General features: G+C 66.3%; 13 protein-coding genes and 1 riboswitch. Of the genes, 2 read left to right on the plus strand and 11 right to left on the minus strand.

Annotation, left to right across the window (positions count from 1 at the left end):
* Positions 1–5: 5 nt before the first annotated feature.
* From C3E79_RS07645 to ctaC, 10 genes are all read right to left on the minus strand, one after another.
* Entirely contained in the window at positions 6–971 is a 966-nt protein-coding gene (locus C3E79_RS07645) for an ROK family protein (RefSeq protein ID WP_412778856.1), read from the minus strand.
* A gap of 17 nt (positions 972–988) precedes the next feature.
* Entirely contained in the window at positions 989–2,149 is a 1,161-nt protein-coding gene (locus C3E79_RS07650; RefSeq protein ID WP_108404380.1) for a glycosyltransferase family 4 protein, read from the minus strand.
* 16 nt (positions 2,150–2,165) lie between these two features.
* Entirely contained in the window at positions 2,166–3,203 is a 1,038-nt protein-coding gene (locus C3E79_RS07655) for a C40 family peptidase (RefSeq protein ID WP_235840594.1), read from the minus strand.
* Between the two features lie 196 nt (positions 3,204–3,399).
* The gene (locus C3E79_RS07660; RefSeq protein WP_235840595.1) at positions 3,400–4,161 is read right to left on the minus strand and encodes a C40 family peptidase; all 762 of its coding nucleotides are present in this window, start codon (positions 4,159–4,161) and stop codon (positions 3,400–3,402) included.
* Between the two features lie 12 nt (positions 4,162–4,173).
* Positions 4,174–4,380: riboswitch (cyclic di-AMP (ydaO/yuaA leader) on the minus strand.
* 377 nt (positions 4,381–4,757) lie between these two features.
* Positions 4,758–6,395: a cytochrome bc1 complex cytochrome b subunit gene (gene qcrB, locus C3E79_RS07665; protein WP_108404382.1), complete on the minus strand. Its 1,638-nt coding sequence runs from the start codon at positions 6,393–6,395 to the stop codon at positions 4,758–4,760.
* Complete coding sequence (gene qcrA / locus C3E79_RS07670; RefSeq protein WP_108404383.1) at positions 6,395–7,618, minus strand: cytochrome bc1 complex Rieske iron-sulfur subunit; 1,224 nt, start codon at positions 7,616–7,618, stop codon at positions 6,395–6,397. Before qcrA ends, qcrB begins: the two co-directional genes overlap by 1 nt.
* On the minus strand, positions 7,615–8,475 hold the full coding sequence (qcrC, locus tag C3E79_RS07675; RefSeq protein ID WP_108404384.1) for a cytochrome bc1 complex diheme cytochrome c subunit: 861 nt from the start codon (positions 8,473–8,475) through the stop codon (positions 7,615–7,617). The genes qcrA and qcrC overlap by 4 nt, the downstream gene beginning before the upstream one ends.
* A gap of 93 nt (positions 8,476–8,568) precedes the next feature.
* Entirely contained in the window at positions 8,569–9,189 is a 621-nt protein-coding gene (gene ctaE / locus C3E79_RS07680) for an aa3-type cytochrome oxidase subunit III (RefSeq protein WP_179948266.1), read from the minus strand.
* Between the two features lie 419 nt (positions 9,190–9,608).
* Positions 9,609–10,040 (minus strand): aa3-type cytochrome oxidase subunit IV, encoded by a 432-nt coding sequence (gene ctaF / locus C3E79_RS07685; RefSeq protein ID WP_108404385.1) that lies wholly within the window; start codon positions 10,038–10,040, stop codon positions 9,609–9,611.
* A gap of 18 nt (positions 10,041–10,058) precedes the next feature.
* Positions 10,059–11,153, minus strand: coding sequence for an aa3-type cytochrome oxidase subunit II (gene ctaC, locus C3E79_RS07690; RefSeq protein ID WP_412778857.1), 1,095 nt, complete (start codon positions 11,151–11,153; stop codon positions 10,059–10,061).
* Positions 11,154–11,682: 529 nt separating this feature from the next.
* On the opposite strand from ctaC, the gene asnB reads away from it, so the two are divergent.
* Positions 11,683–13,605, plus strand: a complete 1,923-nt coding sequence (gene asnB / locus C3E79_RS07695) for an asparagine synthase (glutamine-hydrolyzing) (protein WP_108404387.1) — start codon at positions 11,683–11,685, stop codon at positions 13,603–13,605.
* A 62-nt stretch (positions 13,606–13,667) separates the two neighbouring features.
* Here the strand turns inward: asnB and C3E79_RS07700 are convergent, their stop codons facing one another.
* On the minus strand, positions 13,668–14,012 hold the full coding sequence (locus C3E79_RS07700; RefSeq protein WP_108404388.1) for a HesB/IscA family protein: 345 nt from the start codon (positions 14,010–14,012) through the stop codon (positions 13,668–13,670).
* A 246-nt stretch (positions 14,013–14,258) separates the two neighbouring features.
* On the opposite strand from C3E79_RS07700, the gene C3E79_RS07705 reads away from it, so the two are divergent.
* Complete coding sequence (locus tag C3E79_RS07705) at positions 14,259–15,017, plus strand: DUF3043 domain-containing protein (protein ID WP_108404389.1); 759 nt, start codon at positions 14,259–14,261, stop codon at positions 15,015–15,017.

Raw genomic sequence — 15,017 nt, forward strand, 5'->3', positions numbered from 1 at the left:
TTCCTTCACACGCCTGCGACCAGTTCCCGCGCCAAATCGGCCACACCGAGCATACCCGCTTCCGGGCCGCACTCGGCGCACACGACCTCCGGCAGCGGCCGGTAGCCGGCTCCCACGACCTCCCGCGACATCGTCTCGCGCGCACGCGGCAAAAACAGGTCGGCGTCGTTGCTCACTCCCCCGCCGAGCACGATGAGCTTGGGATCGAGCACGTCGGCAACGATAGAGAGGCCCTTGCCTAGCCAGTCGGCAAACATATCGACGGCCGCAACCCCTAACGCATCGCCGCTGCGAGCGGCCGCCATGACGTCGTGCCCGCTCGCACGCTTGTCGACGACAGCCCGGTACAACCCGCAGCCCCTATACCCACCCGCGCCGGCGACCTCGATCGCGGTATCGACCAACGCGGTGCCCGAGGCGTAGCGCTCCAGGCAACCGTGCTTGCCGCACGAGCACACCCGCCCCCCGGGCACGACCGTGAGGTGCCCGAACTCGGGCGCGGTGCCGAAGGACCCGCGGTAGATCTCGCCGCGGTGCATGAGCGTCGCCCCGATCCCGGTGCCCACGGCGAAAAACACCCACGTCTCCGCGTCCTTCGCCGAGCCGAAGCAATACTCGCCCCACGCCGCGGCGTTCGCGTCGTGCTCGAGCCTCACCGGCAGCCCGATGGCGGATTCGAGCAACGCTTTGACTGGGGCGTCGTTACGCCACGGCAGGTGCGGGGCGAAGCGCACCTTCTCGCACGCCGGGTCGAGAAAGCCGGCGAGTGCCACCCCGACGGTGGCGATGTCGTGGTCACGCCGCAGGTCGGCCACCAGGCCGGTGATCGCCGCGGTGAGCTCGCCGACGTCCTCGGGGGTGGGCGTCGAGCGGGAATCGATGATGTCCCCGTAGCCGGTGACAACACCCGCGCGGGTGTTGGTACCGCCGATGTCGAAACCGACGGCGAGCGGCGCAATGGCGGGATCCATAAGCATAAGCAGAAATCTTAATCTGCAGGACAATCGGGAGCGCGCACAAGGTCGTAAAGCCTGCGCCCGAGCACCTCCCAGCTAAACGCCTCCTGCACGAACGCCCTCCCGGCGCGCCCCATCTCGCGGCGGCGCGAGGGATCACCGAGCAGCTCGATGAGCACGGCCGCCACCTCGCCGCGGTCGCGGCCGTTGACCACCACGCCGGTGCCGGGCCCCACCGTCTCGGGCGCGCCGCCCGAGCGCCCCGCCACCACGGGCACGCCGCACGCGGCGGCCTCGAGGTAGACGATGCCTAGGCCCTCGACGTCGAGCCCGCCGCCGCGGGTGCGCGCCGGCATGGCAAAGACGTCCGCGGCGGCGATGATATCGCGCAGGTCCTCGCGCCCGACGGCGCCTGTGAAGAGCACCGCGCCGGCGCTGCCCCTCGCGCGCCTGCGCAGGGAGCGCTCGTATGGCCCCGAGCCGACGATGACTAACCGGGCGCCCGGGATGGCGCGGGTGACGGCCGGCAAGGCGTCGATAAGCACGTCCTGGCCCTTTCGCGCCACCAGCCGCGAGGCGCACACGATGAGAGGGCCGGCACCGAGCCCGAAGCGCCTCCTCGTCTCGGCGGCGCGCTCTTGCGAGGCGGGACGGAAAAAGCCGGTATCCACCCCAGACGGCAGAGCCGCAAACTCCGGTTCCGCGCCGGAGGCTCCCAGCGCCCCGCGGCACCGGCCAAGCGTGTAGCGGGAGACGTAGGTGATCGCGTCCGCGCCCCGCCCGATGACACCCAGCGCCTGGCGCGCGACGGGGAGCATCGCCCAGCCCACCTCGTGTCCGTGGGTGGAGGCCACCACGCGCCGCGCCCCTGCCGCCCGCGCCGCGGGAGCCATCAGCGCCAGCGGGGCTGCCGCCCCGAACCAGACAGTCTCCACCCCGTAGCGCGCTATGATCTCGCGCATCGTGCGCGCGGTCGCCGGGGTCGGCAGCATGACGCGGCGCGGCCAGCGGATGACGGTGTAGCCCACGCTCGCGTCGAACTCGCGCGCCGCCTCCGCATCCTGCGTCGAGGCGAAGACGACCAGCTCGTCCGCGCCGGCGATGCGGGCGAGCTGGTCGGAAAAATCGCGCAGGTAGGACTGGATCCCGCCCACGGTGGGCGGGAAGTCGTTGGTGACCAGGAGCGTCGGCATTGCGCGGGAGGGGGCGCTAGTAGCGCACCGCCCCCTGTATGGGCATGGAGTTCAGCGGCACGACCTGGACGGGGATGCCGTAGTCGGAGGCGTGGACAACCTGGCCGTTGCCGATGTACATGCCCACGTGCGTCACGCCCGGGTAGTAGCCGACGATATCGCCCGGTTGTAGCTGGTTGAGCGGCACCGGCGTGCCCCCGGCGAGCTGAGCCTGAGAGGTGCGCGGAATCGACTTGCCGTTTTGGGAATACGCCCACACCATCAGACCCGAGCAGTCGAACGCATCGGGCCCGGAAGCACCCCAGCCGTAGGGCTTGCCCAGCTGCCCCATGGCGGCGCCGACGATGCCGCCGGCAAACGCGCTGGGATCGAGCAGATCGGCGGGCACCGGGTTGCCCTGGTTCATCCACGCGAGCCGCGCCTCGGGCGAGAGCGCGTCGACCTTCGCCTCAACGTCTTTGATCCGGCCCTCGATCGCCGTGCGCTCCTCTTCGAGCCTTGCGCGCTGCGCCTCGAGCTTGCCCCGCTTGTACTGCGCCGCCGCCTTGGCCACGTCCGCGGCGCGGGCCGCATCGATGGCGTCGCGCGAGGCAAGCTTGAGGACATCGAGCTCCTCTTGGCGCTTGCGCGCGATCGAACCGAGGTAGGTGGTCTTGTCGATGATCTCTTGCGGGGTCTGCGAGCCCAGCGTGTTCACGACGCTATCGACCTGCATGGTGCGGTACGTCGAGGTTGCCACGTCGTTGACCGCGCCCTGCTGCGCGTTACGCACGTCGCGCGCGGCGGCGGCTTTGGACTGCGCCACTTCCACGTCACGCACGCTCTTTTCGAGGTCCGCCTGTGCCTGGTCGATCTCGACCTCGAGTGCCTTGATCTCCTCCATCTTCGCCGTCGCCTCATCGGAGGTTGCGGCCAGCTCCTTGATGAGGGCATCGACGTCGTCGGCCCGGGCGGGGATGGCCGCCCACGAGCTCGCGGCTACCGCGGCGATCGCGGCAACAGAGACAGTCGTGCGGCCTGCACCGGAGCGCGGCGTAGAAGCGTGTCGTCCCACGGGGGATCCTTCCTAAGGCGGGGTCTCGCGCACGCACTCCCTAGGCTCCGGGATGGGCGCGGCTTTATAGAACTGTGACATTACTATAGCGCCCGCGGCGCCGAAAGCAAGCCGCTTTTCGAAGCCTGACAAACGCCACGTCGGCCCCGCCCCTCAACGGGACGAGGCCGACAATGTGAGGCTGGGGTGGCGCGGCCTAGAAGCGCACGATGGAGTGAATCGGCATCATGTCGATCGAGCGCTCGCCGACGGGGATGCCGGAATTCAGCGCGTCGATAATCGTGCCGTTGCCGGCATAGATGCCCACGTGGGAGGCGCCGCCGTAGTAGACGACGATGTCACCCGGCTGGATATCGGCGCGGGAGACCTGCATCCCGGACGACGCCTGTGCCTGCGAGGTGCGCGGAATGGACTTGCCCGCCTGGGCGTAGACCCAGGAGGTGAAACCGGAGCAGTCGAACGCATCCGGGCCGGACGCGCCGTAGACGTAGGGTGCGCCCACCTTGGAGCGGGCGATATCGACGATCTGCTGGCCCGGGGAGACCTCGGGGGCCGGCGCGGGAGCGGCGGCAGCCTCGACGTTCATCGGCGCGGTGGCGGTGTAGGCCTCCTCCGGCTGCGCGTAGCGTGCCTCGACCTCAGCGATGAACTCGCTGAAGCCGGGGACGTTGGCAACGCCCGGGATGGCCTTGACCGCGGCGATTGCGGACGCAATATCGCTGGAGGTGGCGTTGCCCTGCCCCGCCAGGGACGGGATCCACGCCTCGATGCCGGGGATGGTGGCGATGCCGGGAACGCCCTCGATGCCAGGGATCTCGACGGAGACCGGGGTGTTGGGAACCTGCACCTGCGCCGCGTGAGCGGGCGCGGGGGCGAGCAGCGCCGCGCCGGTCACGACGGCGGAGGCTGCTGCGAGGTTGCGTGCGGTAGACGAGCTCAAGCGACGATGCTTTGCCACGTAAATTTCTCCATATCTTCTCGTGCCTACCGGGTTAGCTGACGGGTTAGGCTTGAGATCAGCCCTGAATCGCTCCGCGCCCGCCGCATCGGCGGGCACCCTCGCGCCCATGCACCCCAGGAATTCGGCCCCGCAAAGGGCCCTCAGTGGGTCCCCGGCTCCCCAGGCTTCGACCTGCAGGTGCGGGCCCGAAGCCAGGGGACTCGGCGTCATATGTTCTTGTCTTTCGTAACTTGCATCCAACGTTCGTTGCCGCAATGTCTCGGTAAGGTTACGAAACTGCAACGGCTCTTGTCCAACGCGACATTCGTTATTGGTCTGTTATTTTTCGCCGCGGGCCCCACCAGCCCGAGTCGGCGGGCTACGCGATCGACCCTCGAGGCGCACAGACTTCCATACACAGCCCCCTGACCTGCGCGATCTGGGAACTCTGGTGCCTCTCCCCCACGTGCAGACACCTATCCACAACACGCGCACACGTGCTTTTGTGACCTTGAGCACATTCAAGGACTGGCCCTGCGCGAGCCGCCTTTACCGAAACGTAACAAAGGGCCCCTCCCGCTATGGGAGGGGCCCTTCAGAGGTCTCGAGGGGAGCTAGTGTTGCTCGCCCTCGCGCAGGGAGGCATCCCGGTCGCTCGCACCCTTGGTCTCCTCCAGGGCGCGCAGCGTCTCGATCTCCTCGTGGTGGTTGCGCGCGGAGGCCTCGCGCACCCGCTCGGAGATCTCGGGATCGGCCGGGGCGAAGGTACCCACGGTCTCGGAGTCGGCGAAGCCGAGCTGGTTGAGCTGCTTCGGCACACGCGCGCCGTGGTACTCCAGCGGGATCGGGTGGCCGTGCTCGTCGACCGGGCCGAGCGGCTGGTGGATCTCCACAAACGCGCCGTTCGGCAGCTTCTTGATCACGCCGGTCTCGATACCGTGCTCGAGCACCTCGCGGTCCGAGCGCTGCAGGCCGACGCAGATGCGGTAGGTGATGAAGTACGCCAGCGGCGGCAGCACGATCAGGCCTATGCGTCCAACCCAGGTCATCGCGTTGAGCGAGATCTGGAAGAAGTGCGCCACGTGGTCGTTACCGCCGGAGATGGTCAGCAGCAGGAAGAAGGTCACGGCCATCACGCCCACGCCCGTGCGCACCGGAACGTCGCGCGGGCGCTGCAGCAGGTTGTGGTGGGCGGTATCGCCGGTGAGCTTCTGCTCGATGAACGGGTAGGTAAAGAGCAGCACGACCATGATGCCGCACATGAGGGCCACCCAGAACGCGCCGGGGATGGTGTAGTTGCCCAGGTAGAGCTCCCAGGCCGGCATGACGCGGGCCGCGCCGTCCGTCCACAGCATGTAGATATCGGGCTGCGAACCAGCGGAGACCTGCGACGGGTTGTACGGCCCAAGGTTCCAGATGGCGTTGATGGTGGTCAGGCCCGCCATGCCCGCGAGAACCGCGAAGACGACGAACATGAAGCCAATCGCCTTGACGGCAAAGACCGGCATGATGCGGATGCCCACGACGTTGTTCTCCGTGCGGCCCGGGCCCGGGAACTGGGTGTGCTTTTGGAACCACACGAGCAGGAGGTGCGCCGCGACGAGGGCGAGGATGAGGCCCGGCAGCACAAGCACGTGGAGGATGTAGAAGCGATCGAGCATCAGGTCGGACGGGAAGTCGCCGCCGAAGATCGCCCAGTGGATCCATGTGCCGATGATCGGGATGCCGACGATGATAGCGGACATGATGCGCAGCCCCACGCCGGAGAGCAGATCATCCGGCAGCGAGTAGCCGAGGAAGCCCTCCGCCATGCCGACCAGGATGAGGGTGACGCCGATGATCCAGTTCGCCTCGCGGGGGCGGCGGAACGCGCCGGTGAAGAAGATGCGCAGCATGTGGGCGAACATCGCCATCATGAACATCAGCGCCGCCCAGTGGTGCATCTGACGGACGAACAGGCCGCCGCGCACCTCGAAGGAGATATCGAGCGCGGTGGCGTAGGCACGCGACATCTCCACGCCGTTAAGCGGAAGGTAGGCGCCGTCGTAGATCACCTTGGTAATCGACGGATCGAAAAACAGCGCGAGGTAGATACCGGTCAGCAGCAAGATGATGAAGCTGTAGAGCGCCATCTCACCGAGCATGAACGACCAGTGGGTCGGGAAAACCTTGTTTAGCTGCGGCCGCAGGACACCGGAGATGGTGTAGCGCGAGTCGACGTTGTCTGCGACCTGTGCGAGTTTAGTGCTCATTAGGACTTACGCTCCCAGAATGCCGGGCCAACGGGCTCAATGAAGTTTCCGTTGGCAACGAGGTAACCTTCTTCATCCACTGTCACAGGCAACTGCGGCAGCGCACGCGCGGCCGGCCCGAAGATCGGCTTGCCGTAGTGCAATGCGTCGAACTGCGACTGGTGGCACGGGCACAAGATGCGGTTCGTCTGTGCCTCGTACAGCGACGTCGGACAGCCGATGTGGGTGCAGATCTTCGAGTACGCGTAGTAGTCGCCGTAGTGGAACTCCTCCTGGCCCTTACGCTCGACGACGCGCTTGGCGTCCTCGGTGCGCAGGCGGATAAGCATGACGGCGTTGCGCGGCCCGTGGATCGAGTGCATGTGGTTTTCGTAGACGTCGCGGCCCGCGTCGTAGGTGGAGCCGTCGTTGACGTCCTCCTCATAGAGCGGGAAGACCGTCTCCATCGAGGCGGCGGCGAGGTCCTCCGGGCGCATACGCACGAGGCGGGAAATCCCCGCGGTGGTGTAGTGGCTTCCGCCCTCGCCGTGGTGGAGCTCTGCAATCGCACCGGTATCACGGCCGAGGTAGACCTTCACGCCTTCCTCGGCCTTCGTCCACCCGTGGGTCCACAGGGTGCCGTCGCCGTGGTAGCCCATCTCGGTGCGCGGACGCCACGGGTTCTTCACCATGCCGCCAAGAGGGGCGACGATCATGAGGCCCGAGAGCAGGCCCGCTCCGCCGAGCAGACCCATCATCACTTTGCGACGCCCCAGGGTCGAGGTCTCCCAGGCGTCGTTAAGCAGCGCCGTGGTCGTGCGGCGATCAAGCTCGCTGGAGCGGCCGTCGTGGCGGCGCTGCACCGAGATTTCCTCGGGGATGAACTTCTTCACGTACTGGATGATCGCGATGCCCAGGGAACCAAGGCCCAGCATCGAGGTCAGGCCCAGCAGCGGGGTGTAGAGGGTGTAGATCCACAGCCCGTCGTCGCCGTGGAACTTCGGCTCCCACGGCCAAAACAGGTAGACACCGAAAAACGCGATGCCCATGAGGATGGACAGCGCCAGCCAGAAGTTGACGTTCGCCGCGGCGGACTTCTCGCGCGGATCACCCTCGACCGGGTAGCGCTCCTTGCGGTAGGCCACCGTCACATCGTCGAGCTCGGTACCGAGAGCGGCGAGCTCGGCGTTGTTCATGCGGTCAAGCTCCGCATTCGTGTAGTTCTTCTTCACTTCATTGCTCATGAGCGCGATCCAATCCAGATAGCAGCGGCGGCGACGATGGTAACGCCGATGATCCACATAGCCATGCCCTCAGACACCGGGCCGAGTCCGCCGAGCGCCCAACCGGACGGGCTCGGGGTCTCCTTGGCGGACTTGATAAAGGCGATGATGTCCTTCTTCTCGTCCGCGGTGAGCTGGCGGTCGGAGAACTTCGGCATGTTCTGGGGGCCGGTCAGCATGGCCTGGTAGATCTCCTGCTCGTTAGCGGGAGAAAGGTGGGGCGCGTACTTGCCGGAAGACAGCGCGCCGCCCTGGCCGGTGAAGTTGTGGCAGGACGCGCAGTTGAGGCGGAACAGCTCGCCACCGCGGGCGACGTCGCCGGCCTGGATCTGGCCGTCGTAGTTCTTGCCTCGCAGCTCCTCCATGGCCAGCGAGCCGTCCTCGTTGTAGACGAGCTCGGGGCCGCCGCCGTTGGCCGCCACGTAGGCGGCCATGGCCAGCGCCTGCTCCTCGGTGTAGCGCGGGCGCTTGCGCTCGGCTTGAGCATCGTTCGACATCATCGGCATACGGCCAGAGTTGACCTGGAAGTACACGGCGCCCTCGCCGGTACCGATGAGGGACGGGCCGCGGTCGGCCACGCCCTGGAGGTTGGCGCCGTGGCAGGTGATGCAGGCGGTGTCGTAGAGGTCCTTGCCCTCCTGGATCAGTGCCTGGTCATCGCGCTGCGCGGTGGCCACCTGGGGGTTGGGGGCCAGAGCGGTTGCGGCGAAGCCGGCGCCGGTGAGACCGAAGGTCAGCGCTGCGGCGCCGGCGACGGTACGCCTCAGCTTGCGGCGACTCCGCGCCGTTGCGGGGGCCTTCTTGGGGGTGTTTTCCATCATGTTCCCTTTAGCGACTCATGTAGTAATGCGATGTCATGTTCTGTCCCATCCTCGGTGTCGTCCGCCCGCGCGTGGCGGGAGGGCGCTTACCTACTGGACGAGGTAGATGGTGATAAAGACGCCGATCCAGATGACATCGACGAAGTGCCAGTAGTAGGACGTCGCCATCGCGGCGGTGGCCTGGGCCGGGGTGAACTTGGACTTAGCCACGCGGAGCAAGACGACCACGAAGGCGAGGATGCCCGCGGTGACGTGCGCCATGTGGAACCCGGTGATGATGTAGAACACCGAGCCGTAGACGCTGGCCTGCGGCGTCACGCCGTGGAGCACCATCTCGGTCCACTCGTAGGCCACGAGGCCAAGGAAGACCAGGCCGAGCGCGATGGTCACGCCGAACCAGCGACGCAGCCCATAGACGTCGCCACGCTCGGCGGCGAAGACGCCGAACTGCGATGTCACGGACGACGCGACAAGCACGATCGTGATGATCAGGCCGAAGAGCACGTTGAGGTGCTCGGTCTGGTGGTGCCAGTCCCCCGCCGTCATGCCGTTCGCGCGCGACGTGAAGTACATCGCGAATAGCCCGGCGAAGAACATCAACTCCTGGGCGAGGAACGCGATCGTGCCCACGCTGACCATGTTTGGCCGGTTCAGCACAGGGACACGATCAGACGGTGTCGCCATCTCTTGGTTACTCATTGCGGTCGTCACGCATGTGATTATCGCACCGAATGGCCCTGAAAGTCACCTCGTATACCCCCGGATCTCCTCTGAAAGAACCGGGCGGACCTGCCGTTATTTTCCACCCACTGTGGGTGCGAAAAGTTTTCGCACGGCCGGGAACTATTGCACGTTCTCATCCGACGCAGATCGGCGCAGGTCACCCGCGCGGCGCGTGCGCGCTCCCCCACAGCCGCACCAGAGGCGGCGGAAACCGTGCCCCGCGCACGCTCGCGTCCCGGGGGCGGGAAGTTCCCGATGGTGAGGTATTTCACATATTTCTCATCCCCGGGCGGGGGCCAACTTTCGTATGACACTCCCCGCCCGCAGCAAACCTGGGCAGAAAAATCCCCCGCCGCCGTGGGGTGAAGACGGCGGCGGGGGGAAATTCCGCGGGAGATGCGTAAACTCTAGTGCTTCTCGCGGGGGATGCCGTATTGCAGGTTGAGCTGCGTGGTGGTCCAGATCAACAGCACCGCGCCGATGGCGACGAGCCAGAGCTGCCAAAACGCCAGGCCCAGGCCGAGGAAGAAGATCGCGGCGGACATCGCGAACGGCCAGATCGAGCCGGGCGAGAAGAAGCCGAGCACGCCGGCGCCGTCCTCGATCTCGGCTTCCTCCCAGTCCTCCGGGACGACGTCCATGCGGCGCTCCGTGAAGTCGAGGTAGACCGCAAGCATGAACGCGAGTGCGGTGGCGAGCACGAGGCCCACGCTGCCGACCCACTCGACGCCGAACAGGTAGGCATCGTCGCCCACCCAGTTCGTCGCCAGGATGTAGAAGACGGACATCAGGCCGAGGAAGGTGCCCAGGGCGTAGAAGACTTTAGAGCCGGGTCCCATGGTTCTACTCTCGCTTTCTTAGACGTTCTGGTTGGGGTCGTTGTAGTTCTCGCCGCCGCGCGTGCCCGTGCGGTCCGAGTTGAACGGGTGCGTCGTCGTCGCGTAGGGCTCCTGGCCGATGGACTCCAGCGCCTGAGCGTTGGAGGCCTCCGGGTTGTCGTTGCGGAACGCGATGTATGCCGCGAAGTCTTCCGGAGAGACCGCGCGAACCTCGAAGTTCATCATCGAGTGGTAGGTACCGCACATCTCGGCGCATCGGCCGACGAAGGCGCCTTCGCGCTCGATGCGCTCGATCTGGAAGGAGCGCTGCTGCTGGTTGGCCTCGGGGTGGGCGTAGACGTCGCGCTTGAACAGGAACTCCGGGACCCAGAAGGCGTGGCTGACGTCGCCGGAGGCGAGGCGGAACTCAATCGGGGTGTCGGTGGGGAGCACCAGCACCGGGACCTCCTCGGTGGTGCCCACGGTCTCGATGAGGTTGTAGTTAAGGTAGGACAGATCGCCCAGCGAGGTGCCGTGGATCGGGTTCGCGTTCGGCAGCTCCTCGGCGTCGTGCTTCGTCTTCTCGGCCTGCGCCTGGCGCTCCTTATCGACGCCCTCGTAGGCCTGCCCCGTCGGCGAGAGCGCCGGGTCGATCTGCGCGTAGCCGAACTTCCAGTTCCACTGGAAGGCGGTGACATCGACGGTGACCTCCGGGTCCTTATCCAGTGCCACGGTCTTCGTCTGCGCCTGCACCGTGAAGAAGAACAAGACGAAGACGATGATGATGGGCACGATGGTCAAGCCCAGCTCCAGCGGGACGTAGTACTGGAGCTGCTTCGGGAACTCCTCGCCCGACTTCTTCTCCTGCGCCTTGGCGTTCCACTTGAAGATGCCGAAGAGGAACAGGCCCCACATGATGATGCCGATGATCCAGGCCGCAAGCCACACCCAGACCCAGAAGTTGTACATCTGGGCACCCTCGGGGGTGACGGGGTCCGGCCAGCCCATGTCGAGCACGTTGGCCAGGGCCTGCGGCGGGGCTACCTCGCAGCCGGTGAGCGCGAAGCTACCCAGCAGGAGCGAGCCCGCCACGGCAAGCTTCTTGCCCAGGTTGCGGTTCATTTCCTTGTGCACGTGTGTCTGCCTTCCTGTCCACGCCTTATAAACGCCTGTATCTAAGGCTCTGCCCGCGGCGCTCCGGCGCGCCGCCGACCGCGCCGCGGGGCGGCGCTACCAACGAACGCTCACGGTGGTGCCAGAGCATTCCTACCTAGTGAGAATAGTTCATCGCCCCTCCCCCGTCGGAATTCTTAGGCCCAGCCCTCCCCTCACTTCTTCCGCGCCTCTCCCGCCACGCTTACACGCTCGTATCTCCGCAGCTCGTGCTGCGCGTTTACGTAGTGGTGGGGCCCCGCACAGGCGTGCCTACGCTTGAAGCGTTACCCAGGTCACACAGGTGGGTAGGCGGTGTCATCCTAAAGTTGGCCCCCATCCGGGGACCTGCCAAAGGTTGACGCGACCGGCCCCGATGCAGCCGGTCTTCTACGGCGGCGGCATCGCGAACCAGGTTCGCGCCGTATGAGCACACACCCTATTGTTGGGGTATTCACTATCAGCGCGCCGCTGCCGCGGCGCGACCTTATGTGTCAGGAGGGTTATACGCATGTGCGGTCTCGTCGGCTTTTTGGCAGCCAACCGCGACGCATCGGAATACATCGGCGCCGTCGAGGGGGCTTTGCCCTGCATGTACCACCGGGGGCCGGATGCGGCGGGGACCTGGAACGACTCTGACGCCGTCTTCGGTTTCAACCGGCTGGCCATTATCGATATCGCCCATTCCGACCAGCCGCTGCGCTGGGGACCGGCCGAGGACCCGCAGCGCTACGCGCTGGTGTTTAACGGGGAGATCTACAACTACCTCGAGCTGCGCGAGGAGCTCACCGCCGCGGGATACACCTTCGCCACCGAGGGAGACGGCGAGACGATCGTGGTGGGCTACCACCACTTCGGTAAGGCCGTAGTCGAGCACCTGCGGGGCATGTTTGCGTTCCTCATCTGGGATACCCGCACCCGCACGATGTTCGCGGCCCGCGACCAGTTCGGGATCAAACCGCTCTACTTTGCCACTACCCCGCGCGGCACGGTGTTTGCCTCGGAGAAGAAATCGATCCTCGCGATGGCCGAGGCCATAGGCCTCGACCTCGGGCTCGACCGCCGCGCGATCGAGCACTACGTGGACCTGCAGTACGTGCCCGAGCCCGAGAGCCTCCACGGGGGGATCAGGCGCGTGGAATCCGGGTGCACGGTCACGCTCCGCCCCGGCGAGGAGGTCTCGCCGCGGCGCTACTTCCGCCCCTCGTTTTCCACCACGCCCGTGCGCGGGGGCTCCGAGCAGGAGCTGTACAAGGCTATCGCCGGGGCGCTGGAAGATAGCGTCGAAAAGCACATGCGTGCCGACGTCACAGTCGGCTCCTTCCTCTCTGGCGGCATCGACTCGACCGCCATTGCCACCCTGGCCAAGCGCCACAACCCCAACCTGTTGACCTTTACCACGGGGTTCGAGCGGGAGGGCTACTCCGAAGTCGACGTCGCCGCCGAATCGGCCGAAGCCATCGGCGTCGAGCACATCGTCAAGATCGTCAGCCCCGAGGAATTCGCCGGCGCGATCCCGGAGATCATGTGGTACCTCGATGACCCCGTCGCAGACCCGGCCCTCGTCCCGCTCTACTTCGTGGCACAAGAGGCGCGCAAGCACGTCAAGGTCGTGCTCTCCGGCGAGGGCGCCGACGAGCTCTTCGGCGGCTACACCATCTACAAAGAGCCGCTCTCGCTCGCGCCGTTTGAGAAGATCCCCGCCCCGCTCAACCGTGGCCTCAACCGGTTAAGCCGCATCCTGCCCGAGGGCATGAAGGGCAAGAGCCTGCTCGAGCGCGGCACCACCCCGATCGAGGACCGCTACTACGGCAACGCCCGGTCGTTCAACTTCGCCCAGCTCCAGCGCGTCATCCCCTGGGCCAAGCCCGAGTGGGATCACCGCGAGGTCACCGCCCCCATCTACGCCGCCTCCACCGAGATGGACCCGGTGGCGCGGATGCAAAACCTCGACCTGTTCACGTGGATGCGCGGAGACATCCTGGTCAAGGCGGACAAGATGAACATGGCCAACTCCTTGGAGCTGCGCGTGCCCTTTTTGGATAAGGAGGTCTTCCGGGTCGCCCAAACGATCCCCGTCGACCAAAAGATCACGCACGGCACCACCAAATACGCCCTGCGCAAGGCGATGGAGTCGATCGTCCCGGCGCACGTGCTGCACCGCAAGAAGCTGGGATTCCCGGTCCCGCTGCGCCACTGGCTCGCCGGCGACGAACTCTACGGGTGGGCCGAGGACACCATCAAGGCCTCCGGCACCGACGAGATCTTCAACATCCCCGAGGTCCTCGCGATGCTCAAGGAGCACCGCGAGGGGGTAAGCGACCACTCCCGGCGCCTGTGGACGGTGCTGGCCTTTATGATCTGGCACGGCATCTTCGTCGAGCACCGCATCGACCCGGGCATCGAGCGCAAGGACTACCCCGTCACCCTTTAGAGGGCCTACCCGCGGCGTAAAAATCCCCCCGCGAGGCGCAGGGGGATTGGGGCGAGGGCGGCCTAGTTAAAGGAATCGCCGCAGGCGCAGGAGCTGCCGGCGTTGGGGTTATCGATGGTAAAGCCCTGCTGCTCGATCGTGTCGGCGAAATCGATCGTCGCGCCCATGAGGTAGGGAACACTCATTTTGTCCACCACGAGGCGCACCCCGCCGAACTCGTCGGCCTTATCGCCGTCGAGGTCGCGATCATCGAAGTAGAGCTGGTAGCGCAGGCCCGCGCAGCCGCCCGGCTGGACCGCGATGCGCAGGGACAGGTCGTTGCGCCCCTCCTGGTCGAGCAGGGCCTTCGCCTTCGCGGCGGCGGCGTCCGTGAGGGTGACTCCCGTAGTCGAGGTCGGTGCAGTCATGTGGGTACTCCTTGGCAACTATGTCGTGGTTTCCGCGCTCGGTGTGCCCTGTCGCGGTATGAAACGCGGTATGAAAAACGTTTTCTTCGATACAGACTACTCACCGAGCCGCGGGCCGGAGGGAGGCGGAAGGCCCCACGCGAGGGCGAGGAGGGCTATGACCCGCATCTCCGAACTACCGGATCCAACGATCCGCCCGGCGGGTTTATTCCCAGAGCGGGCCGGGCGCCTTGTAGCCTGGGACGCGTGAGAATTCCGTGGCAGAAATCCGATAGCGAGGGCGGTTCGACGGCGATCGAGCTGCCGAAGGAGCCCGCAGGCCCCAAGGGCTCGGCCAAAAAGAACGCAGGTGCGTCCCGCGAAAGCGCCGGGCCTAGAGCCCAGGGCGACGCGCCGCTGCCCAAGGGCTATACCCCGCCGAAGGGCCGCCCCACCCCGAAGCGCCACGAGCAGGAGATCAAGCGCGGGGTGGTGCGCGACCCGAACGCGCTCACACCGGCGCAGCAGGCTCAGCGCAACAAGGAACTGAAGAAGTCCATGTCCCCACAGGAGTGGAAGGACTACAAGAAGCGCCAGCGCGAGCAGCGCCGGGAGGCAACCCGCGAGGCCCAGGCGAGGATGGACGCCGGCGATGAGCGCTACATGCTCGACCGCGACAAAGGCGAGGTCCGCGCCTTTGTGCGCGACTGGGTGGACTCGCGGCGCTTCATCAACAACTGGGTCATGCCGGCGGCGCTGGTCATCCTCGTGTTGACGTTCGCGGTGTCCTACGCCACCCCGCAGGTTGCCAACGCGATCTCGTTGATCTCACTGGCGTTTATGATCACCATCATCGCCGAGGCGTTGATCATCGGCCGCGGTGCCAACCGCGCCGTGACGCAGAAGTTCCCGGGCAGCGGCGAGACCGGGTTTGCGCTCGGCATGTACGCCTTCTCCCGTGCCACCCAGCCGCGCCGCTGGCGCACCCCGAAGCCGCGGGTTGCCGCGGGCAAGAAGGTCAACTGA

This window comes from Corynebacterium liangguodongii, from assembly GCF_003070865.1.
In the GTDB taxonomy this organism is placed as follows: Bacteria; Actinomycetota; Actinomycetes; order Mycobacteriales; family Mycobacteriaceae; genus Corynebacterium; species Corynebacterium liangguodongii.